Genomic DNA, 20,524 nt, shown 5'->3' with positions numbered 1-20,524 from the left:
ATCAGCCGATCTCCCGGACCAGCGCCCGGATAATTGTCTGCAGGCGCGCACCGCCCTTCGGCGCGACATCCTTGGTTTCCTCATGCGAGAGTTCCGCTCCGGTCATCCCCGCACCGTAATTGGTAATGACCGAACAGGCGGCAACACGCAGGCCGAAGAAGCGGGCGAGAATGACTTCAGGCACCGTCGACATGCCAACCGCATCGGCGCCGAGCGTGCGCGCCATGCGGATTTCCGCCGGTGTTTCGAATGAGGGGCCGGAGAACCACATATAGACACCCATCGGCAGCTTCTCGCCCACCTCACCGGCGGCGATGACAAAGGCATCCTTGAGCTTCCTGTCATAGGCAGCCGTCATGCCGACAAAGCGATGATCGGAGGCTTCGCCGATCAGCGGATTGAGCCCGGAATAGTTGATGTGATCGTCAATCAGCATGACGCTGCCCGGCGCGAGGTCGTGACGCACCGAGCCCGCCGCATTGGTCAGGATCAGCATTTCGATGCCAAGGTCGGCCAGCGCCGCCATGACCGGACGCATGACCGCGGCATCGCCCTTTTCGTAGTAGTGGGCGCGGCCCGCCAGCATCAGCACCGGCTTGCCGGAGAGATAGCCGGCAACCACTTCCCCGGCATGGCCGGAGACACCGCTGTGCGGAAAACCCGGCAGATCGGCATAGGGAATGCGGATGGCATTCTCGACCGCATCCACGAGGGAACCCAGACCGGACCCGAGGACGAGCGCGACACGCGGCGCCAGACCCTGCAACTTGTGGATGAGTGCTCCGGTGGCAGGCGCAATCATGCGGCACTTCCTTTTCCCAGAACTTCCGCTTCAAAGCCGTAGGGGAAAATCTCCTTCATCGTCAGCGTTTCGACGACGCCGTTGTTGTCACACAGGTGCAGGCGCGTCTCGGGACCGGCGAACTCCGCCAGCCGCTGGCGGCAGCCGCCGCAGGGCGTGCATTTCGCCTTCTTTTCTGCAACCACAAGAATATCAGTGATTGTACCGCCGCCGCCCATGACGAAGTGCGACAGGGTGGTGGTTTCGGCGCACCATCCCTCCGGATAGGAAATGACTTCGATGTTGCAGCCGGAATAAATCCGGCCATCGCTGGTGCGTACGGCAGCGCCCACCGGGAACTGCGAATAGGGCGCATGGGCTTTCTGCATGGCCGCAAAGGCGGCATCGAACAGGTCTGTATTCATTCTATCGCTCTTTCACATAGGCCACACCACCCGCCTTGGGCGGAATTGCCTTGCCGATGAAACCGGCCAGCAGCACGATGGTGAGAATATAGGGCAAGGCCTGCATCAGCTGCACGGGAACCTCACCGATGAGTGGCAGGGGATGCCCCTGCATGCGGATGGCAATGGCATCGAGAAAGCCGAAGAGCAGGCAGGCAAACATGGCATGGACCGGCCGCCACTTGGCGAAGATCAGGGCGGCGAGCGCGATATAGCCCTTGCCAGCGGTCATATCCTTGACGAAACCCGCCCCTTGCGCTGTTGCCAGGTAGGCACCGGCGATGCCGCAGAGCAAGCCGCAGCAGATCACCGCACGGTAACGCAGCCACGGCACGGAAATACCCGCCGTATCCACCGCCGCCGGGTTCTCGCCGACCGCGCGCAGGCGCAGGCCGAAACGCGTGCGGTACAGCACCCACCAGGTGAACGGCACCAGCAGGAAGGCGAGATAGACCAGCACGGAGTGGCCGGAAATCAGCTCGGAATAGATCGCGCCGATGACCGGAATGCCGTTCAGCGTTTCCACGCCCGGCAGGTCGATCGGGTTGAAGCGTGCGGCATTGGGCAGCGACGGCGTGCGCCCGCCCTGCTGGAACCAGGCCTGGCCGAGAATAACGGTGGTGCCGGCGGCAATGAAGTTGATGGCAACGCCCGAAACGATCTGGTTGCCGCGATGGGTGATGGAGGCAAAGCCGTGCACCAGTCCCAGCGCAACGGACACCGCGACGGCCGCGAGCAGCCCGGCATAGGCCGAGCCGGAATAGGTGGCCGCGGCGCCCGCCGCAAAGGCGCCGGCCAGCATCTTGCCCTCCAGACCGATATCGAAGATGCCCGCACGCTCGGAATAGAGCCCGGCAAGACAGGCCAGCAGCAGCGGCACGGAGAGGCGGATGGTCGAATCGAGAACCTGCAGGACGACGGTGAAGCTATCCATTATTGACCTCCCTCGGCGGCAACGGCCGGTGTGGACTGGCGCTTCGTCCGGGCGAACCGCTGCAGGACGCGCAACAGGGTTGGACGGAACATGTGCTCCAGCGCGCCGGCAAACAGGATCACCAGACCCTGGATGATGACGATCATGTCGCGGGAAATATTGGGCATGTCGAAGGCGATTTCCGCACCGCCCTGGTAGAGCATGCCGAACAGGATGGCGGCGAGAACGATGCCCGCCGGATGCGACCGTCCCATCAGCGCCACGGCAATGCCGACGAAACCGGCGCCGGCGACGAAATCAAGCTGCACGCGGTGCTGCGCCCCCATGATCGGGTTCAGCGCCATCATGCCGGCCAGCGCGCCCGATATCATCATGGTGATGACGATGATCCTGACCTCGCCGATACCGGCATAGCGCGCGGCCTTGGGGCTGTAGCCCATGGTGCGGATTTCATAGCCGAGCTTGGTGCGCCAGATGAGCACCCAGACAAGGAAGGCAGCAACCAGCGCCAGGAGGAAGCTGATGTTGAGCGGTGCGGAGCGCATGTTCAGCCCGATCAGGCTGAGCAGCCAGCCGAGGCCCGGCAATTGCCCGCCATCACCGAAGACACGGGTTTCCGGTGCCTGTGTGCCCGACGCCTTGAGATAGCCCACCAGCAGATAGACCATGATGCTGGCGGCGATGAAGTTGAACATGATCGTGGTGATGACCACGTGCGAGCCGCGCTTGGCCTGCAGCCAGGCCGGAATGAGGGCCCAGAGCGCGCCGACCAGCCCCGAGGCAATGATGGCCAGCGGAAAGGTGATCCACCAGGGCAGGACATTGCCGAGGCCAAGTCCGACCACCGCAACGCCGAGGCCGCCAATATAGGCCTGCCCCTCGCCGCCGATGTTGAACAGGCCGCAATGGAACGCCACGGCGACGCAAAGACCGGTGAAAATGAAGTTCGTCGCATAATACAGCGTGTAGCCGACACCATCGCCGGAGCCGAAGGCGCCCTTGACCATGAGGACGGCGGCATCAATCGGGCTTTCGCCGACCAGCAGAACGACGAGGCCCGCAACAAAGAACGCCACGATCAGATTGATCAGCGGCAGCAGGCCATAGTCAGCCCAGGCGGGCAGTTTGGCAAAGGGCTGGCTCATGGCAGGGCCTCAATGATGGCGTTGGAGGTGGAGATTTTGGCATATTCGCCATCAAGAACGGACAGCGCCAGCGCGTGAACATCTTCCGCGCTCCAGCTCTTGCCGCGATGATCGGTGCGATCGATGCTGGCGACGGCATCTTCAGGCACAATCACCTCAAAGCCGAGATTGGCCGCCATGCGCACGGTCGCATCGACGGAGTTTTCGAGAAGGACACCCGTTACCACGAGGCTGTGCACCTGCAGTTCATCGAGCACATCCATCAGATCGGTGCCAATGAAGGCATTGTTGGTGCGCTTGTCGACCACGGGCTCGCCCACTTGCGGCGCCACCTCGGGCTTGAAATCATTGCCCGGCGTGCCGGGGCGATAGGGCGATGCCGGATCGGTGGAATCATGCTTGATATGGACGACCGGCAGGCGGCGCTCCCGCCATGCGCCGAGCAGCCGGGCAATCTGCGCCTCGGCGTCCGGCTGGCCGCGGCGGCCCCATTTCGGATCATCGATGGCATTCTGCACATCGATGACGAGAAGTGCCTGGGTGGTGGTCATTCCGCCGCCTCCTGATTTTCAACACCGGCCATCAGAAGACCCAGCTCACCTTCGCTCGCATCCGCGTCGCGCTCTCCGACGATGCGTCCGGCAAACATCACCAGAATGCGGTCGGACAGGGAGCGGATTTCATCCAGCTCAACCGAAACGAGCAGCACGGCCTTGCCCGCATCGCGCATCTCGATGATCCGCTTGTGGATGAATTCAATCGCACCAACGTCAACACCGCGCGTTGGCTGGCCGATGATCAGCACGCCCGGATCACGCTCGATCTCGCGGGCCAGCACGATCTTCTGCTGGTTGCCGCCGGAAAAATTCGCTGTCTTCAGGCGCGGATCGCTCGGGCGGATGTCATATTTCTCGATCTTCTTGCGTGCATCGGCCTTGATGGCGTCGATATCGAGGAATGGCCCATTCAGATAGAGCGGATCATCGTGGTAACCGAGGATGGAATTCTCATATTCCTCGAAGGCAAGAACCAGCCCCATGTGATGCCGGTCTTCCGGCACATGGGCGAGGCCGCGATCGCGCAATTCGCCCGGATCGGCGGCACCGGTTATATCGATGACCTGCCCGTCCAGGAGCACGCGGCCGGACACCGCCGTGCGAATGCCGGCGACCGTCTCGATCAACTGCGACTGGCCATTGCCCGCCACACCGGCAATGCCGACGATTTCGCCGGCGCGAACCGTGAAGGACGCATTGTCGACCATGACCACGCCGCGGCTGTCGCGCACCGTGAGATTTTCCACCGAGAGCTTGACCTCGCCCGGCTTGGCTTCGCCTTTCTGCACCCGCAGGAGAACCCGGCGTCCGACCATCAGTTCGGCCAGTTCCTCCACCGTCGTCTCCGCCGTCTTGCGCGTTGCCACGACCGAGCCCTGGCGCATGACCGAAACATTGTCGGTGACGGCCATGATCTCACGCAGTTTGTGGGTGATGAGGACGATGGTTTTGCCCTGCGCTTTCAACTGCTCCAGAATACGGAACAGGTGGTCGGCTTCGGCTGGTGTCAACACGCCGGTCGGCTCGTCGAGCACCAGAATATCAGCGCCGCGATACAGGGCTTTGAGGATTTCAACGCGCTGCTGCAGACCGACCGGCAGTTCCTCGATCAGCGCATCGGGATCGACATCCAGCTGGTATTCCTGTTCCAGCCGCTTCAACTCTGCGCGGGCCTTGGCAATGCCGCGCTTCAGGAGCGGTGCGCCCTCGACACCGAGCATGACATTTTCAAGCACGGTGAAATTTTCAACCAGCATGAAATGCTGGTGCACCATGCCGATGCCCAGCCCGATGGCTGCATTGGGATCGCTGATCCTGACCGGCGCGCCATTGATGCGGATTTCGCCATTATCGGCCTGATAAAACCCGTAGAGAATGGACATGAGCGTGGACTTGCCAGCGCCATTTTCCCCGATAATACCGTGAATAGTGCCTTTTTCGACGCGCAAATGAATGTCGCGATTGGCGTGAACTGCACCAAACCGCTTATCAATTCCAACAAGTTCAATCGCCGGTTCTGCCATGTCCCCATCCGCTGTTGATCAGCTTTTTATCGTTCCGAACTTTTGACCCTAGAGCAAAGAAAAATCAAATGGAACCGGTTCCGTTGGGTCCCCGATTGCTCGTTCACCGGATTTTTTACTTTTCAGTCAAGAATTGCACATTTCCCGTTCCGTAGCGGGCCTCGACAAACCGGGCCCGGCTCTGGCAATCTCCCGGCATGGCCGACATCATCACTCCCTTCGTTTTCCACACCACGCCGCGCATCGTCTTTGCGGCAGGCGCCAGCGGTGATATTGCCGCGCACCTGCGCATAAAGCCCAGGGACCGGCTGCTTGTCGTCACGGATGCCACCATCCTGACCCTTGGACTGGCGCAACCAGCCATTGCCAGCCTGCAAGCCGCCGGAGCCGATATCACGGTGTTCGGCGAGGTGGAAGCGGATCCATCGCTCGATACACTGCTGAATGCCGTGGGCGTGGCCCGGGAGAACAGCGTGAACCATGTGCTCGGCTTTGGCGGCGGTTCCTCGCTGGATGTGGCCAAACTCGTCGCGCTGCTCGCAGGTTCAAATGAAAATCTCGACGATGCCTGGGGCGTGGGCAATGCCAGGGGACCGCGCCTGAAATTGACGCTTGTTCCCACCACCGCCGGAACCGGTTCCGAGGTGACGCCAGTTTCCATCATCACCGTCGGCAGCAATGAAAAACGCGGCGTCTCGTCACCGCTCATCCTGCCCGACGTGGCGCTGCTTGACCCGGACCTCACCCTCGGCCTTCCGCCGCATGTGACGGCGGCGACGGGCATCGATGCCATGGTGCATGCCATCGAGGCCTATGCCTCGAAGAACGCCAACAACAATCCACTCTCCCGGGCGCTGGCCGTCGAAGCCTTGCGGCTTCTCGGCGCGAACATCGAGACCGCGGTTTTCCAAGGCCGGGACAAGGCGGCGCGTTCGGCGATGCTGCTCGGCTCGATGCTGGCCGGACAGGCCTTCGCCAACTCCCCCGTTGCCGCTGTCCACGCGCTTGCCTATCCCATCGGCGGGACCTTCCATGTACCGCACGGCCTGTCCAACGCCTTGGTTTTGCCCCATGTGCTGCGGTACAACGCGGCCGATTCGATGAATGGAGCGGCCACACACTACGCTGCATTGGCGCCGCATGCTTTCGCCGGTATCGATGTGTCGGGAGGGGCAGAGCGCATCTGCAACAGGTTTATCGACCGTCTCGCTGGCCTCTCGGCCCAGTTGGGGCTGCAGACGCGGCTGCGCGATGTCGGCATTGGCGAGGGCGATCTGCCTGTGATGGCGGCCGATGCCATGAAACAGGGGCGGCTTCTCGTCAATAACCCGCGGGATGTGACCGAGGCCGATGCCCTGTCAATCTACAGAACGGCCTGGTAACGGAGAGAGAAATGACCGCTGATACGGACCGTGTCACCAGCCTGGAAATCCTGGTGACGGAACAGGAAAAAACCATTGAAGAGCTTTCTGCCCAGATTGCCGAACAATGGACAGTGATCGAAGCCATGCGCCGGAAGCTCGATGCCTTGACGGACCGCTTCCTTGTTCTCGAAGAACAAACCACGCCGGACATTCCGGTGACCAAACCACCCCACTGGTAGGCCGGATATTCCATGATCACCGTAGAACCCTTGGAAAATCGCCCCGAGCTTGTTCCCGTATGCGCGCGCTGGAATTTTCATGAATGGGGTCATGCCGATGGCCGGAGCATGGAGCAGACCATCGACGCCTTCATGGAGCTGCTGGCGCCCGGGAGCCGGCAGAAAGCCTTTGTCGCGCTCGTGTCCGGCTTTCCCTCCGGACTGGTGCTTCTGATCGACAATGATCTCGACAGCCATGCCCATCTCACGCCCTGGCTGGCCAGCCTGTATGTCGACCCTGCCTTCCGCAACAAGGGTGTCGGAAAGCAGCTGATCGCGGCGGCGGAAAATGCTGCCCGCGACCAAGGCCATTCTGAGCTTTATCTCTACACTGATAAGCCCGACTACTACCGCGCCGCCGGCTGGAAACACCACGAAGCGCTGGCCGGCGAGAACGCTGGAATGGCGATCCTCAATCGCGCCCTCTGATCAGATCCTGTGCGTCTTGAACGCCTCGACGATCAGTTTCATGCCCAGCGCGCCCATGACGGCGCCGGCACCGCGGTCGATCCATGCCTTGAACCCGGCATAGGCCGCACGGGCTCTTGTCGTCGAGAACATGGTGGCAACGAGCGTGTACCAGCCCGTCTCAATCAGAAACACCATGGGCGGCAGCGCCAGCAACAGCCAGAGCGGTGCGTCAGCGGGCAACAGCGCGGCAAAGAGGCTGGCATAGAAAATTGCTGTCTTGGGATTGCTCAATTGGGTCATCAGGGCAAAGGAGAATGACCGGGCCAGCGACATATGCCCGCCAGTTCCCGTCAAAGCCAGCGGTTCGGATGCATTGCTCCAGATGCGAATGGCAATGTAGATCAGATAGGCCCCGCCGGCGACTTTCAGGACCAGATAAAGCCATTCGACCTGCATCAGCAGGGCGGTCAGCCCCAGAACGGCCAAACAGCAAAAAATCGCGCCGCCTATGCCCATGCCCAGCGCGGCCGCCACGCCGTGCAAACGCGGCGAGGTGATGGCAATGCGGGAAACCAGGACGAAGCTTGGGCCGGGGCTCATCGCGCCCAGCAGCAGAACCCCAAGAATGGTGAAGAAAACGGTGATCGCAGACATGGGATGACCTCCAGCGTGCGTCAGTGACGCGGAGCGGCATATTCTCATGTTTCATGGATAAAACAAGCAGCCCCGGCGCCCAAAACAAAGCCGCCGGTCTTGCAACCGGCGGCCCGTCAGATCGGTGAAATATCAGCCCTTATAGGGGCAGGCATTGTCCGTGTTGTAGTTGTGAACCTTGACCTTGCCCGAAATGATATCGGCCTTTGCCGCCTCGACGGCCTTCTTGACATCGTCGGTCAGCAGCTTGGCGTTGTTTTCGTCGGCGGCATAGTCGACGCCGCCTTCCTTGACGCCCAGAACATTGACGCCGGCGGTGAACTTACCGTCCGCGCCGTCCTTGAACGCGTTGTAGGTGGCCACGTCGACGCGCTTCATCATCGAGGTCAGAACCTTGCCCGGATGCAGGCCGTTCTGGTTGGAATCGACGCCGATACCGAGCTTGTTTGCATCGGCAGCCGCCTGCAGCACACCGATACCGGTGCCGCCGGCCGCCGCGAAGATCACGTCAGAGCCCTGATCCATCTGCGACTTGGCAATTTCACCACCCTTGGCAGGGTCGTTCCAGGCGGCAGGCGTGTCGCCCGTCATGTTCTGGATGACCTTGGCAGCCGGATTTGTCGCTTTCACGCCACCGACATAGCCGCAGGCAAAGTTGCGGATCAACGGCACGTCCATGCCGCCGACAAAGCTGACCGTGCCGCTCTTCGAGGTCTTGGCGGCGATGACGCCAACGAGATAGGAGCCTTCATTGTCGTTGAAGACAACCGACCGCACGTTTGGCTTGTCGACAACCGCATCGATGATGACGAATTTCGTATCCGGAAATTCCGTCGAGACCTTTTCAATGGCCGCAGCAGCGGAGAAACCGGCGATCACGATCGGCGAGTTGCCATCGGAAGCGAATTTGCGCAGAGCCTGTTCGCGCTGGGCTTCGTTCTGGATTTCGAACTCGCGGAATTTTACGCCGGATTCCTTGGTGTATTTTTCTGCGCCATGAAACGCAGCCTCGTTGAAGGATTTGTCGAATTTGCCGCCGAGATCGAAGATCAAGGCAGGTTTGTTGTCCGCGGCATAGGCCGAGAAGGACATGGCTGTGGCAGCCAGCAGACCAAGAACAATACGCTTCATTTGATACCAACCCTCTGGATTTTGTTAAGCAGGACCGGCATTCCGCCGGTTCCGGACTGTGTTGCGGCCCATCCCGTCACAGCCGCCCCGAAAGCAATCTTGCACGGCTCACGGCAAAATTCACGCGGAATTTTGCCTCCCGGTCAAATATTGCGAAATAACCAAGCCCTATCAGTATCTTATGCAGATTTCGCCTGTGGAACAGGGCAAGCTATGCCCGCTGCCGCGCAGGCCGCGACAGACCACCGGATTCCGGGCGGGATCGCACCTCAACGGGCGGCAAAGCGGCCGGCACGGTTTTCGCGCCGGTAGCCCAGGCTATAGAGAAGCAGCGCCAGGATGGCGAAAACGACGAAGGTGGGCGTTGCAAGAATCCACAGCATCAGCGGGTCCCAGAGCACGGGATAGAGGCGGGCCTTGAAATAGGCCTCGACGACGCCGAGGGATGAGGCGGAGAGCGATTGCCAGCTTTCCTGCAGAGGGGTGGTCACCAGATGCGACGCCCCCACGGACCGCGCCGCGTCAAGAACCGCAGCGATGATTGCCATGGCAAGCGCAATATAGGCAAAAAGCCTCAATACAGGTCGGATCACGTCTTTCTCCAAAGTCATCGGCCGGTGCCATCAGGCGCCGGGAAAACGGTATTCTAGCGCGGAACGCCTACCGGTTGAATGCAAACTTACCGGCATTTTGGGACCGAACGATGAAGTTTCCCTGAAAATTCCCAGCAATTTCAGTGACAAAGGAATGAAATTATGCCAAAGCGCATTTATGTTGAAATAGGTGTTGAACAAGAGCCTGTTCTGACTATAGTGCGCGCCGCACGGGGTCGTTGTTGGCTAACCATCTTCAAGTGACTCGCGCAAACTCCAAAGACTGAGTGACCGATGGTTGACGGTGCTCCTGAGCCGGGTTTTCCGGCTGAGAACGACCAACCCGACCGGCCCCATGCCGGACGAATTGCGGAGAGGTGGCCGAGTGGTTGAAGGCGCACGCCTGGAAAGTGTGTTTACGTCAAAAGCGTAACGCGGGTTCGAATCCCGCTCTCTCCGCCAGTTTCCTTCCTTTCACACCGATCCATCAGATATAGCCGAGAGATGCCAGCAGGCGCTTTGCCGCCGGCGGGACATCGTCATCGGAAAACAGCGCGGTGTAGGCCCCCGTGTGGGCAAACGGGTTTTCCGCGACATAATCGTCATCCGACTGCTCATCCGCGCCAAGAACGACGTGCCGCGCATGATCCGCACTCGACAGCCGGATGCCGCAATACCGGGCGATATAGGCGCCGACTTCCGCTGGATATCGCAGCAGATCCTCCTGCCTGATGGCGATGTGATCGACCTCGTTTTCCCAGGATCGCCACGCCCCGATGGCGCTGACCCACTGTTCGAAACCATGATTGACGTCGTCGGCTATTTGCTTGCGCAGCATGCTCGCCACCACATCCCGGCCATCCCTGTAGATGTTGATCACCTTGGCATTGGGGAAATGCGCCTTGATTTCCCGCATGTGAAACACGTAGTCAGGCCATTTGTCGCCCCATTTCCAGCGCGGCTTGCTGCCATAAACCGCGTGAAGCGCGGCGGGGAAGCCAAGCTCTGCCTCCTCGCCCGAAAGCTTCATTCGATAATTCCAGTGTTGCAGCCATTCTGTGTTTTCAACTTCCAGATGTTTGTTGTGCAGCCAGTCGGAAAGTGAAAATTCATGCTTCCATGCGCCCCAAGCAAACAGAGCCCATTCATTGGAAATAGTAATACCGTTCTCATTCAATATTCGAACGAGCGCTGTTGTACCACTTCTCTTGCATCCACAGATTATCACTGGACTAAGTTTTGAATCGTCCCCCATATACCCCTGCATCACCGCCCCAATATCATTATATTCTTTTATTGTTTTAATTCATGTCAAGGGTATCAGCGAAATATACAGCTGGAAATACACTGCATCGCCGGGTATCACTTAGATTTGAACAGTATATCCCCCGGGAGTGCCCGCCGGCCAAAACCTCGAGCCGCACGCGAAACCTCTGTGATTGTGCATTGATCCGCACTGTGGAAAACTATTTGCGGGAGAATGGGACGGTCCCCCGATTCGGCACAGGGGCCGGGGCGATGGGCCGGCATTATGGGGAGGTGTGCATTGCTCGGCTTGCCAGCACTGATCGGCATGATTGTTGTCGGTATTTCAGTCGGCGTTCTTGCCGTGCACCTGGCTGGCGGCAGCGCGCGGCCGCAGCTTGCCGATGACGACGAGACCCGATCGATCTTCCTTGCCGATTTCCCCGAAAGCCGCATCGGGCCGATTGTCTATACGCACGACCGGCGGACGGCGTTTTTCGAACTCCCCACGCACCAGACCGGCATTGTGCATGGCATCGGCAACAAGTTCCTGACGCGCTGTATTTCCGCGTCCGATGTTGCCGGCGCAGAACCGGTCGGCGAACACGCGCTCAATGTGCGCTGGCACGACATCACATGGCCGCGCCAGACATTTTCATTTGCCAGCGACACAGAGCGACGTATCGTCCGGGCCTGGCTTCAGGCTCCAGCGATGTCTGCCGAAGGGATCACCCATGAACGCGCCCATGTTCTTTGACGTCACGAAACTGGCCGTCCCGTTCTATATCCTCGCCATCCTCATTGAACTCGTGGCCATCCGCTACTGGCACCGCAAGGGCGACTTTGAGACGCGCGATACACTGACCAGCCTGCTGATGGGCACGGGCAATGTCGCTGCCGGGCTGCTTCTGGGTTTCGTTTCTGTGACAGCCCTGATGTGGGTCTGGCAGTTCCGCTTGTTCGATCTCGGCCTGCACTGGTGGGTGTTCATCGTGGCGTTCGTTTTCGACGATCTGCGCTATTACTGCTATCACCGTATTGCCCACCGCGTGCGCTGGGTCTGGGCGGAGCATGTCAACCATCACTCCAGCCAGCATTACAACCTTTCCACGGCCCTGCGCCAATCCTGGACCGGTCAGATAACCGGCATGTTCATTTTGCAGGTGCCGATGGTGCTGCTCGGGTTCCACCCCGCCGTGATCGCCTTTGTCTACGGGTTCAATCTCGTCTACCAGTTCTGGATTCATACCGAAGCCATCGGCAAGATGTGGCGTCCGTTCGAATTCATCTTCAACACCCCGTCGCATCACCGCGTGCATCACGCCACCAACCCGCGTTATCTCGATGCCAATTTTGCCGGCACGCTGATCATCTGGGACCGCATGTTCGGGACATTCGTCGAAGAGCTGGATGAGGATGTTCCGCGCTATGGGATCGTCCGGAATATCGGCACATTCAACCCGGTGCGCGTGGCTTTCCACGAATGGGCCGGCATGCTCAAGGACGTTTTCTCGCCGGGCCTGACCTTGCGCGAGCGGCTGCTCTACATGGCCGCCCCGCCGGGCTGGAGCCATGATGGCAGCCGCCGAACCTCGGAAGACCTGAAAGCCGATTATGTCAGGCGGCATCCCGGGGAAGCGGGCAAGGCCGGACTGCCAAAATTGTGACACGGTACTGAAACCTTGCGGGGGACGGCAATGACACCCAAGACACAACCGGCCATCCGACCGGCGCTGCACAGGCTGTTCGCGATTGCGGCGGTGGCGGCCATTGCCAGCGCGCTGCTCGGCACGGACGGGCGCTGGCTGCACTATGTCAGCAAGCCGCTGGCGACGGCGCTGCTGCTGCTCCTGGTCGTGCAGACGGCCAACCCGGTTTCAAAGCGCTATCAATGGGCGATTGCCGCGGGTCTGGTCTTTTCGCTGTGCGGCGATATTTTCCTGATGCTGCCGCAGGATCTGTTCGTCGCCGGGCTGATCTGTTTTCTCATCACGCACTGCGCCTATATCGTCGCGCTGACCGGTGATGTCCGCCTCGGCGCCGTGCCCCTCACCTTCGCCGCCTGCGCCCTTCTGGCGCTGGCAATCGTCTGGGGCCTGTGGTCAAGCCTGCCTGCGGAACTGAAGCTTCCTGTCACGGTCTATGCGGCGGTTCTGGCCGCGATGGGCGCCCAGGCTATCAGCCGGGCGCAACACCTTGCAACGTCCCCTGCCCGGCTGGCGGGCGTGGGCGGCATGCTGTTTCTGGCCAGTGACACGCTGCTGGCCTATGGGAAATTCCGCTTCGCCATGCCGCTTGGCCCCCTCTGGGTTCTGGGAACCTATTATGCGGCGCAATGGTTCATTGCGCGGTCGGTCGCATCATCCAGTCAGTGAAACTCCGCCGTTTCTCCCGATCACCGCATTGGCGGTTTTCCGGCGGGAGAATTGCGGGTAGATTTGCCGATAGACGGGAAACAGTGACAGGTTTGATCATCATGCGGAACACGGTTGCCTCGCTCTTTCTCATGGCCATCCTGCCGGTAACGGCAGCACTGGCTGACGATCTCAAACCGATGGATATGGATGCCGTCGATCCCGATCTGCTCGAAAGCTTTTTTGGCCCATGGCAAATTCGCGACGAAGGCGGCAACAGGCTGTGCAAGGTGACGCTCAAACGGGACGAGACCATCGGCGGCTCGCAGATCGATATTGACCCGGCCTGCGTCAAGGCATTTCCTGTCATGGGCGACATCACCGCGTGGCGCTTGAAGGAAAACTGGACCATCGAACTCGTCGACGCGACGCGCAAGACGCGCATCACCTTCGAGACACCGGACGAGACCTACATTGCGCAGCCGCAGACGGACGGCATATTCACCATCGAGCAACTGGCTGGCGAATGAGCGGCCGGGCGCTCAGATTTCGGGTCCGGGCGCGGCCTGCATCATGCGGACGGCATTGATCTTCCAGCTGCCGTCGGGCTGTTTCGTCAACTGGTACAGCGCCGTCCAGTCCTTGCCGTCGGGACCGCGGATGACGACTTCCTGCACGATCTCGCTATCCGACACCTTGCTGCGGCCGAAGGCAAAATTGCCCGGCCGGTATACGGGCTGGTAGGCCCGCTTGACCATCTCGAAAAACATGTCCTGATTGACGAATTTGCCCTGAATGGCCGGCGAGGCGAAGGAATAGGCGGTTGCCGCATCGTCGTTGAGAAAGGCGGCGATCTGCTTCCTGATGATCGACTGTCCCGTATCCAGCGGTTCATCGGCCATCGCCGCGCCCGGCATGGCGATCAACAGGAACAGGCCGAAAATGATATAAGCGGGAAATGTCTTCATCATGCCGTCTCCTTGCATCTGCCGGGACAACCAGCCGACAGGATAAACCTCTTGCGGATGAAGTCCACTGCCCGGTTCTTTCGCTGCAATACGTGGCCGTCATGGTGATGGATCACTTTGCTGCGAATCCCGACGATTGCGACTTGTTGCCACTTCAAGCCGGTCGGACGATTGCTATTGGCTGGCTGCGGTGAAACAGTGCGAGCGAGTTCGGTGCTCGAAAGAGTGAGAGGCACGGCAGCCCCCCTGCCGCGAAAACATGTTTCCATGAATACACCTGATCAACAGCATGGCACGGGCGGTACAACCGTGACCGCTGCGCCCGCTCCGGCCATTGCCGGTGAATCCGAGACTGAATCGCGCTATTGGCGCCAGAACCTTGTCGTCTGCCTCATCGGATCGTTCACGACGATCGTGGCCATGACGCTGCTTCTGCCCTTCCTGCCGCTCTATGTCGAACAGCTGGGCGTCAAGGAACACGCGGCAATCGTGCAATGGTCGGGCGTGGCCTATGGCGCCACCTTTTTCACCGCAGCCCTCGTTGCACCCCTCTGGGGGCGGCTCGCCGATCTCTATGGCCGCAAGCTGATGCTCATTCGCGCGAGCCTCGGCATGGCCGTCGCCATGTCGTTGATCGGCATGGCGACGGATGTGTGGCAGCTCGTGGCGCTGCGCCTCGCGGCCGGACTGCTCGGCGGCTATGCCTCCGGCTCCACCGTTCTGGTGGCGACCCAGACGCCGAAGGCGCGCACCGGCTGGGCGCTCGGCACCCTGTCGTCGGGCATCATGGCGGGCAATCTGGTGGGCCCGCTGATCGGCGGTGGCCTGCCGCCCCTGATCGGCATCCGCCAGACATTCTGGCTGGCGGGCAGCGTGATTTTCCTGACCTTCATCGCCACCAGTCTTTTCATCAAGGAGGAGCGGCGCCCGCCGAAGAGCAAGGGCGCCAAGGTGACGGGCGGCTGGTCGGCAATTCCCGACAAGCGCCCGATCATCGCCATGCTGGCGACCGGCCTGCTGCTGATGCTGGCCAACATGTCTATCGAACCGATCATCACGGTCTATGTGGCGCAGCTGGTCAGCGATCCCAGCAAAGTGACGATTGTTTCCGGCGTTGTCATGTCGGCGGCGGCGCTCGGCAGCATCCTGTCTGCGTCACGACTGGGCAAGCTGGCCGACCATGTCGGCCATTGGAATGTGATTATTGCCGCCCTCGCCGTATCGGCTTTGCTGCTGATACCCCAGGCTTTCGTGACCGAGGGCTGGCAGTTGATCGGGCTGCGGTTTCTGATGGGGCTGGCGCTTGGCGGGCTTCTGCCCTGCATCACCAGCGTCATCCGGCACAACGTTCCGGATCGGGTCGCAGGCGGCATACTGGGCTATTCGACATCATCGCAATATGCCGGACAGGTCGTCGGCCCCTTGGCCGGCGGCTTCATCGGAGGGCATTTCGGCATGCGCGCCGTGTTTCTGGCAACCTGCGTGCTGCTGGCCCTCGGTTCGGCCTATTGCTGGCTGGTACGGCCGCGGCAGGCTTAGCAAGCCAACGCTTACGCGTTGCCGGCTTTCGCGGCGGCGGCGGCAAGCGCTTCGCCATCCATCCGGTAAAAGAGCTTGTCCGGCAGCGGGGACGCGCTGAACCCATTGTAGAAGGCCAGGACCTTCGGATTGTTGCGGTCGGCGGTCCAGTCGACGCGCTTGTAACCCCGCTCCAGCGCCAGTTTGGCCAGTGCGTGCATCAGCGAGGTCCCGGCTCCGCTGCTGCGATGCGCCTTTGAAACGAAGAGCTCCTTGAGAAACAGGCCGGATTGCAGACCCGGTCCCGGATAGATCGACGAGAACGCGGCAAAGCCAACGAGCTCATCGGTGCCGGCGACCAGGATTTCCGTCCCATCTGGCATATCGCGCAATCCGCGCAATATTTCCGCGCGCGGCGGACAGGGCACGTTGTAATGGGCCTGCATTTCCTCAAACAGGGCCGCAAGCTGCGGGTGATCCGACGGATTGGACAAACTGACTTTCATCAATCCCGCATTCCTTTCCATGCAAAGGCGGCTCCAGCCAATACCGGAACCGCCTCTTTCGTCTCTTCGGCCCTATGCTTTATTCGCCGGCATTGATGGTAACGGGCGTCAGCTTGTTGGCCTTCAAACCATATTTATCCAAAAGTGCATCATAGGTACCATTCGCCTGCAGTTTTTCAAGCGCCACTTTCACCGCATCGCGCAATTGGGTCTCGCTTTTCAGGACCGGAATGCCGGCCAGAGACTGGCTGAATGCCTCGCCGAGCGTAACGTAAGTATCAGGTTCCAGCTTCTGGTTGTAGGGAAGGGTTTCATTGCCCTGGGCCGCTGCCTGAAGACGCTGGCTCTTGATCTGCGTGCGGGCATCGGCGGACCCTTCCGTGCCCATAACATTGATCGCAGGCTTGCCCTTGGCGACGCAGTTGGCTTCGCTCCAGGCGGTGATCTGCGCGGGCCAATCCGTCGAGCGGCTGGCGCCCACCGACTTGCCGCAAAGATCGTCCACCGACTTGATTTCGCCGGCCAAGGCCTTGGACGTGTAGAACTGCGCACCCGACTTCATGTAGTCGACGAAGTCCGCGGTTTCCTGGCGGGCCTTCTTGTCGCTCATGCCGGCCATCGCCAGATCGACGCGGCCTGTCTGCAGGGACGGCAGCATCTGGGCAAAAGCGATTTCCTGCCATTCGACTTTCAGACCAAGTTCCTTGCCGATGGCTTCGCCAAGCTCGATGTCAAACCCCTGCAGCACATTGGTGGCCGGGTCCTTGTAGGTGATCGGCGGATAGTTCGGCATGGTCGCTATAACAAGTTTACCGGCATCCTTGATGCGGGCCGGAAGGTCCTGTGCCATGGCAGAAAAGCTGAATGCCAGCGCTCCACCGAGAATTGCAAGCCGTGTCATGGTTTTCATGTCTGGTTCCTCTCTGGCCGGTTCTTCCGGCCTGTTGATTTCAGTTCGGCTCAGGACAACACCGCTGCGATGAAGTCCTGTGTGCGTTTTTCTTTCGGGCTGCTGAGGATGTCGTGCGGGGTTCCGGTCTCGACAATCCGGCCGCGATCCATGAACACCACCCGGTGCGCAACCTCGCGGGCGAAACCGAGTTCGTGCGTGACCACGATCATCGTCATGCCACTGGTGGCGAGATCGCGCATGACACTCAGCACGTCGCCAACCAGCTCCGGATCGAGCGCCGATGTCGGCTCGTCGAACAGCATCAGTTTGGGCTGCATGGCGAGGGCGCGGGCAATGGCGATGCGCTGCTGCTGCCCGCCGGAAAGTTCGCTGGGATAGGCATCCTTCTTGTCGGCCAGACCGACCCGTTCGAGCAAAGCCATAGCTTCCGGGATGACACTGCTTTTCGCACGCTTCTGGACGATAACCGGCCCTTCGACGATGTTTTCCAGCACCGTCATATGCGCGAAAAGGTTGAACCGCTGGAACACCATGCCGCTTGCCAGGCGCTGGCGCGAAATCTCCGCATCGGTCAGTTCATAGAGCTTGTTGCCCTCCTGGCGAAAGCCGACCAGTTCGTCGTCGACCCAGATGGCGCCGGAGTCGATGCGCTCCAGCTGGTTGACACAGCGCAGGAGCGTGCTTTTGCCGGAGCCCGAAGGCCCGATGATACACAGGACTTCGCCGTGACTGATTTCAAGCGACACGTTCTGCAACGCGTGAAACGGCCCGAAATACTTGTTGACGTCTACCGCTACGACCATGGCTGACATGTTCAAACTCCTTCCGCTGCGGCAGGTTCGGTGCGCTTGCCGGTCCGGCGCCCCAGGCTTTTCGAATAGTGCTTCTCGAGGAGATGCTGGCCGATGGAAAGAATGGTCACAACCGCCAGATACCAGATGGCCGAAACGATCAGCAGTTCCATGACGCGGTTGTTGGCGTAGTACACGGCCTGTGCGTTGCGCAGGATTTCCGCGTACTGGATCACACTGGCAACCGAGGTCAGCTTGACCATGCTGATGACTTCATTGCCGACAGGCGGAATGATCACGCGCATGGCCTGCGGCAGCACGATACGGCGCAGCATGGTCAGCCGGGTCATGCCGATGACCTTGGCGGCTTCGATCTGGCCGTTGTCGACGGACAGGATGCCGCCGCGCACGACCTCGGCGGTGTAGGCCCCCTGATTGATGCCAAGGCCGAGCAGCGTGGCCATGAACGGCGTCATAAAATCGACGGTGCGCATTTCGAACAGGCCGGGAATGCCGAGTGTCGGAAAGATCAGCGCGAGATTGAACCAGAGCAGCAGCTGCAGCAGCAGCGGCGTTCCCCGGAAAAACCAGATGTAGAACACCGCCACATATTTCAGCACCGGATTGGGCGACATGATCATGATGGCAAAGATGACGCCGAGCAGCAGGCCCAGGGCCATGGCACAGATCGTCATCAGGATGGTGTTCCACAGACCGGCGAGAATGGCCGGTGCGGTGAAGAACTGGCCGACCACCGGCCAGGCAATCTGCCCCTGGGCAAAGGCCTTGACGATCATGGCCAGCGCCAGAATGATCAGGGCGGCGGCCAGCCAGCGGCCATAGTGGCGCCGGGGCTGGTGCTTCAGGTGCGCAATGGAATATTTGGCAGGCGGGACGGAAACCGTGTGTTCGATAGTGGCCATCGTACTCATCCTTTCAAAGCCGCCGTCGGGCTCGCATAGGAGGATAGCCACTCCCGCTGCGATTCCAACACGGTTTTGAGCCTGACGATCTGCTCGCGAACCCGGTCCGGAGCCGTTCCGCCATAGCCCTTGCGCGCGTCAACGGCCGCCTGCGGCGACAGGCTTGACCGGATCGACGGCAGCAGCCTGACATCGACGGCGGCAAGGTCATCGTCGCTCACATCCTCAAGGCCGATATTCCTGTCTTCACAGTAACGCACCAGCGCACCGGTGATTTCATGCGCCTCGGAGAACGGGATACCCGTTTTGGCCAGCCAGTCAGCCACCTCGGTTGCCAGTGTAAAACCATCGACTGACTGCCTGCGCATGATATCGACGTTGACACGCATCGTCCTGACCAGCCCGGCCATGGCGGGCACAACCAGTGTCAGGGCATCGATGGTATCAAAGGCGGCATGCTTGTCCTCGGCAAGGTCACGGTTATAGGCGAAGGGCAGCCCCTTGAGGGCGACGAGCATCGTCGTCAGGCTACCGATCAGCCGGGAAGCACGGCCGCGCGTCAGTTCGGCGATATCGCAGTTCTTCTTCTGCGGCATGATCGACGACCCGGTGGCGTAACCATCGTCCATCTCGACCCAGCGGAACTGGCGCGAGGACCACAGGAAAAGCTCCTCGGAAAGACGCGACAGGTGCACGCCGAACATGGCCGTCACAAAGAGGAATTCCGCTACGTGGTCGCGGCTGCCCACCGCATCGATGGAGTTTTCGCACGGCGCGTCATAGCCAAGCTCGCGCGCCGACAGCTCGGGCTGCACGGCGATGCTTGAACCAGCCATGGCAGCCGCTCCGAGCGGCGAGCGTGCCGCGCGCCTGTCCCAATCGCGCAGCCGGTCAAGATCGCGGGCAAAGGTCTGCGCATGGGCAAGCAGCTGATGGGCAAAGCTGATGGGCTGGGCCGGCTGCAAATGGGTGAAACCCGCAGTGAGCGTCGTCACGTGGGCTTCCGCCTGGCCAACAAGCGCCTGCTGCAGGAGAAGAATATCCGCGCCGAGCCCGCGCGCCACATCGCGTAGATAAAGCTTCAGGTCGTTGGCGGCCTGATCATTGCGGGAACGGCCCGCCCGCAGCTTGCCGCCAAGCGCGCCGATGCGTTCGCCCAGAACCCGCTCCAGGAATGTATGAATATCTTCATCGGCGGCGGATGGCTCGATCGCGCCGGCCGCGTAGTCGGCGCCGATGTCCTTGATCGCCGCGAAAACCGTTTTCGCTTCGGCCTCGGTCAAAATCCCGGCGCGCACCAGTTCCCGCGCATGGGACAGCGACGAGCTCAGGTCATACGGGACAAGCCGGAAATAGCTGCTTTCCGAACGGGAAAGCGCTGTCAGCTCAGGTGATGGACTCGTCCTGAAACGCGCCCCCCACAAACGGACGGACTGCTCGGTCATGGCATTTATTCCCCTTTTTCTCGTTG

The 20,524-nt window shown here is 60.6% G+C and carries 24 protein-coding genes and 1 tRNA gene; 9 read left to right on the top strand and 16 right to left on the bottom strand.

Going from position 1 to position 20,524, the window contains the following annotated elements:
* Nucleotide 1: 1 nt before the first annotated feature.
* Genes ACP7B1_RS03745 through ACP7B1_RS03720 form a run of 6 tightly spaced genes read right to left on the bottom strand, consistent with a single transcriptional unit; the run spans nt 2 to nt 5,404 of the window.
* On the bottom strand, nt 2–802 hold the full coding sequence (locus ACP7B1_RS03745; protein WP_346307614.1) for a purine-nucleoside phosphorylase: 801 nt from the start codon (nt 800–802) through the stop codon (nt 2–4).
* Entirely contained in the window at nt 799–1,206 is a 408-nt protein-coding gene (locus ACP7B1_RS03740; RefSeq protein WP_288192614.1) for a cytidine deaminase, read from the bottom strand. The genes ACP7B1_RS03745 and ACP7B1_RS03740 overlap by 4 nt, the downstream gene beginning before the upstream one ends.
* 1 nt (nt 1,207) lies before the next feature.
* A complete protein-coding gene (locus ACP7B1_RS03735; RefSeq protein WP_346307615.1) occupies nt 1,208–2,179 on the bottom strand; it encodes an ABC transporter permease in 972 nt (323 codons plus the stop codon).
* Nucleotides 2,179–3,324, bottom strand: a complete 1,146-nt coding sequence (locus tag ACP7B1_RS03730) for an ABC transporter permease (RefSeq protein ID WP_288192615.1) — start codon at nt 3,322–3,324, stop codon at nt 2,179–2,181. The genes ACP7B1_RS03735 and ACP7B1_RS03730 overlap by 1 nt, the downstream gene beginning before the upstream one ends.
* Complete coding sequence (locus tag ACP7B1_RS03725; protein ID WP_346307616.1) at nt 3,321–3,875, bottom strand: cysteine hydrolase family protein; 555 nt, start codon at nt 3,873–3,875, stop codon at nt 3,321–3,323. Before ACP7B1_RS03725 ends, ACP7B1_RS03730 begins: the two co-directional genes overlap by 4 nt.
* Entirely contained in the window at nt 3,872–5,404 is a 1,533-nt protein-coding gene (locus ACP7B1_RS03720) for an ABC transporter ATP-binding protein (RefSeq protein ID WP_223612327.1), read from the bottom strand. The genes ACP7B1_RS03725 and ACP7B1_RS03720 overlap by 4 nt, the downstream gene beginning before the upstream one ends.
* A gap of 209 nt (nt 5,405–5,613) precedes the next feature.
* Here ACP7B1_RS03720 and ACP7B1_RS03715 point away from each other — a divergent pair, with 209 nt between their 5' ends.
* The 3 genes from ACP7B1_RS03715 to ACP7B1_RS03705 are packed head-to-tail and all read left to right on the top strand — an operon-like array spanning nt 5,614 to nt 7,475.
* On the top strand, nt 5,614–6,786 hold the full coding sequence (locus tag ACP7B1_RS03715) for an iron-containing alcohol dehydrogenase (RefSeq protein WP_346307630.1): 1,173 nt from the start codon (nt 5,614–5,616) through the stop codon (nt 6,784–6,786).
* An 11-nt stretch (nt 6,787–6,797) separates the two neighbouring features.
* Nucleotides 6,798–7,007, top strand: a complete 210-nt coding sequence (locus ACP7B1_RS03710; RefSeq protein WP_105733935.1) for a SlyX family protein — start codon at nt 6,798–6,800, stop codon at nt 7,005–7,007.
* Nucleotides 7,008–7,019: 12 nt separating this feature from the next.
* The gene (locus ACP7B1_RS03705) at nt 7,020–7,475 is read left to right on the top strand and encodes a GNAT family N-acetyltransferase (protein WP_288192618.1); all 456 of its coding nucleotides are present in this window, start codon (nt 7,020–7,022) and stop codon (nt 7,473–7,475) included.
* On the opposite strand, the gene ACP7B1_RS03700 is transcribed toward ACP7B1_RS03705, so the two are convergent.
* From ACP7B1_RS03700 to ACP7B1_RS03690, 3 genes are all read right to left on the bottom strand, one after another.
* Nucleotides 7,476–8,111: a LysE family translocator gene (locus ACP7B1_RS03700; RefSeq protein ID WP_346307617.1), complete on the bottom strand. Its 636-nt coding sequence runs from the start codon at nt 8,109–8,111 to the stop codon at nt 7,476–7,478.
* 132 nt (nt 8,112–8,243) lie between these two features.
* Complete coding sequence (locus tag ACP7B1_RS03695) at nt 8,244–9,242, bottom strand: BMP family lipoprotein (RefSeq protein ID WP_223612330.1); 999 nt, start codon at nt 9,240–9,242, stop codon at nt 8,244–8,246.
* 269 nt (nt 9,243–9,511) lie between these two features.
* Nucleotides 9,512–9,835, bottom strand: coding sequence for a hypothetical protein (locus ACP7B1_RS03690; protein WP_223612331.1), 324 nt, complete (start codon nt 9,833–9,835; stop codon nt 9,512–9,514).
* Nucleotides 9,836–10,206: 371 nt separating this feature from the next.
* On the opposite strand from ACP7B1_RS03690, the gene ACP7B1_RS03685 reads away from it, so the two are divergent.
* A tRNA-Ser gene (locus tag ACP7B1_RS03685) sits at nt 10,207–10,297 on the top strand.
* Between the two features lie 25 nt (nt 10,298–10,322).
* On the opposite strand, the gene ACP7B1_RS03680 is transcribed toward ACP7B1_RS03685, so the two are convergent.
* Nucleotides 10,323–11,090: a sulfotransferase family protein gene (locus tag ACP7B1_RS03680; RefSeq protein WP_403169087.1), complete on the bottom strand. Its 768-nt coding sequence runs from the start codon at nt 11,088–11,090 to the stop codon at nt 10,323–10,325.
* Nucleotides 11,091–11,381: 291 nt separating this feature from the next.
* Between ACP7B1_RS03680 and ACP7B1_RS03675 the strand changes: the two genes are divergently transcribed.
* The 4 genes from ACP7B1_RS03675 to ACP7B1_RS03660 all read left to right on the top strand — a co-directional run bounded on the left by ACP7B1_RS03675 (nt 11,382) and on the right by ACP7B1_RS03660 (nt 13,964).
* Complete coding sequence (locus ACP7B1_RS03675) at nt 11,382–11,837, top strand: hypothetical protein (protein WP_346307620.1); 456 nt, start codon at nt 11,382–11,384, stop codon at nt 11,835–11,837.
* Nucleotides 11,815–12,747 (top strand): sterol desaturase family protein, encoded by a 933-nt coding sequence (locus ACP7B1_RS03670; protein ID WP_346307621.1) that lies wholly within the window; start codon nt 11,815–11,817, stop codon nt 12,745–12,747. Before ACP7B1_RS03675 ends, ACP7B1_RS03670 begins: the two co-directional genes overlap by 23 nt.
* Nucleotides 12,748–12,777: 30 nt before the next feature.
* Nucleotides 12,778–13,455, top strand: a complete 678-nt coding sequence (locus ACP7B1_RS03665) for a lysoplasmalogenase (protein WP_346307622.1) — start codon at nt 12,778–12,780, stop codon at nt 13,453–13,455.
* Nucleotides 13,456–13,556: 101 nt separating this feature from the next.
* The gene (locus tag ACP7B1_RS03660) at nt 13,557–13,964 is read left to right on the top strand and encodes an AprI/Inh family metalloprotease inhibitor (protein WP_346307623.1); all 408 of its coding nucleotides are present in this window, start codon (nt 13,557–13,559) and stop codon (nt 13,962–13,964) included.
* A 12-nt stretch (nt 13,965–13,976) separates the two neighbouring features.
* Here the strand turns inward: ACP7B1_RS03660 and ACP7B1_RS03655 are convergent, their stop codons facing one another.
* The gene (locus tag ACP7B1_RS03655; protein WP_403169083.1) at nt 13,977–14,405 is read right to left on the bottom strand and encodes a DUF4864 domain-containing protein; all 429 of its coding nucleotides are present in this window, start codon (nt 14,403–14,405) and stop codon (nt 13,977–13,979) included.
* Nucleotides 14,406–14,669: 264 nt separating this feature from the next.
* Here ACP7B1_RS03655 and ACP7B1_RS03650 point away from each other — a divergent pair, with 264 nt between their 5' ends.
* A complete protein-coding gene (locus ACP7B1_RS03650; protein WP_346307624.1) occupies nt 14,670–15,941 on the top strand; it encodes an MFS transporter in 1,272 nt (423 codons plus the stop codon).
* An 11-nt stretch (nt 15,942–15,952) separates the two neighbouring features.
* Here the strand turns inward: ACP7B1_RS03650 and ACP7B1_RS03645 are convergent, their stop codons facing one another.
* The 5 genes from ACP7B1_RS03645 to argH all read right to left on the bottom strand — a co-directional run bounded on the left by ACP7B1_RS03645 (nt 15,953) and on the right by argH (nt 20,498).
* Complete coding sequence (locus ACP7B1_RS03645; RefSeq protein ID WP_346307625.1) at nt 15,953–16,426, bottom strand: GNAT family N-acetyltransferase; 474 nt, start codon at nt 16,424–16,426, stop codon at nt 15,953–15,955.
* Nucleotides 16,427–16,505: 79 nt separating this feature from the next.
* Nucleotides 16,506–17,327 (bottom strand): ABC transporter substrate-binding protein, encoded by an 822-nt coding sequence (locus ACP7B1_RS03640; protein WP_346307632.1) that lies wholly within the window; start codon nt 17,325–17,327, stop codon nt 16,506–16,508.
* Nucleotides 17,328–17,386: 59 nt separating this feature from the next.
* Entirely contained in the window at nt 17,387–18,151 is a 765-nt protein-coding gene (locus ACP7B1_RS03635; protein ID WP_288194796.1) for an amino acid ABC transporter ATP-binding protein, read from the bottom strand.
* Between the two features lie 2 nt (nt 18,152–18,153).
* Nucleotides 18,154–19,053 carry an amino acid ABC transporter permease gene (locus ACP7B1_RS03630; RefSeq protein ID WP_346307626.1) on the bottom strand — a complete coding sequence of 300 codons (900 nt, stop codon included), beginning with the start codon at nt 19,051–19,053 and terminating at the stop codon, nt 18,154–18,156.
* A gap of 5 nt (nt 19,054–19,058) precedes the next feature.
* Nucleotides 19,059–20,498, bottom strand: coding sequence for an argininosuccinate lyase (gene argH, locus ACP7B1_RS03625; protein ID WP_346307627.1), 1,440 nt, complete (start codon nt 20,496–20,498; stop codon nt 19,059–19,061).
* Nucleotides 20,499–20,524 lie beyond the last annotated feature (26 nt).

Source organism: Phyllobacterium sp. SL163, assembly GCF_049896885.1.
Classification (GTDB): Bacteria; Pseudomonadota; Alphaproteobacteria; order Rhizobiales; family Rhizobiaceae; genus Phyllobacterium; species Phyllobacterium calauticae.
This window is presented reverse-complemented; position numbering and strand designations above follow the sequence as displayed.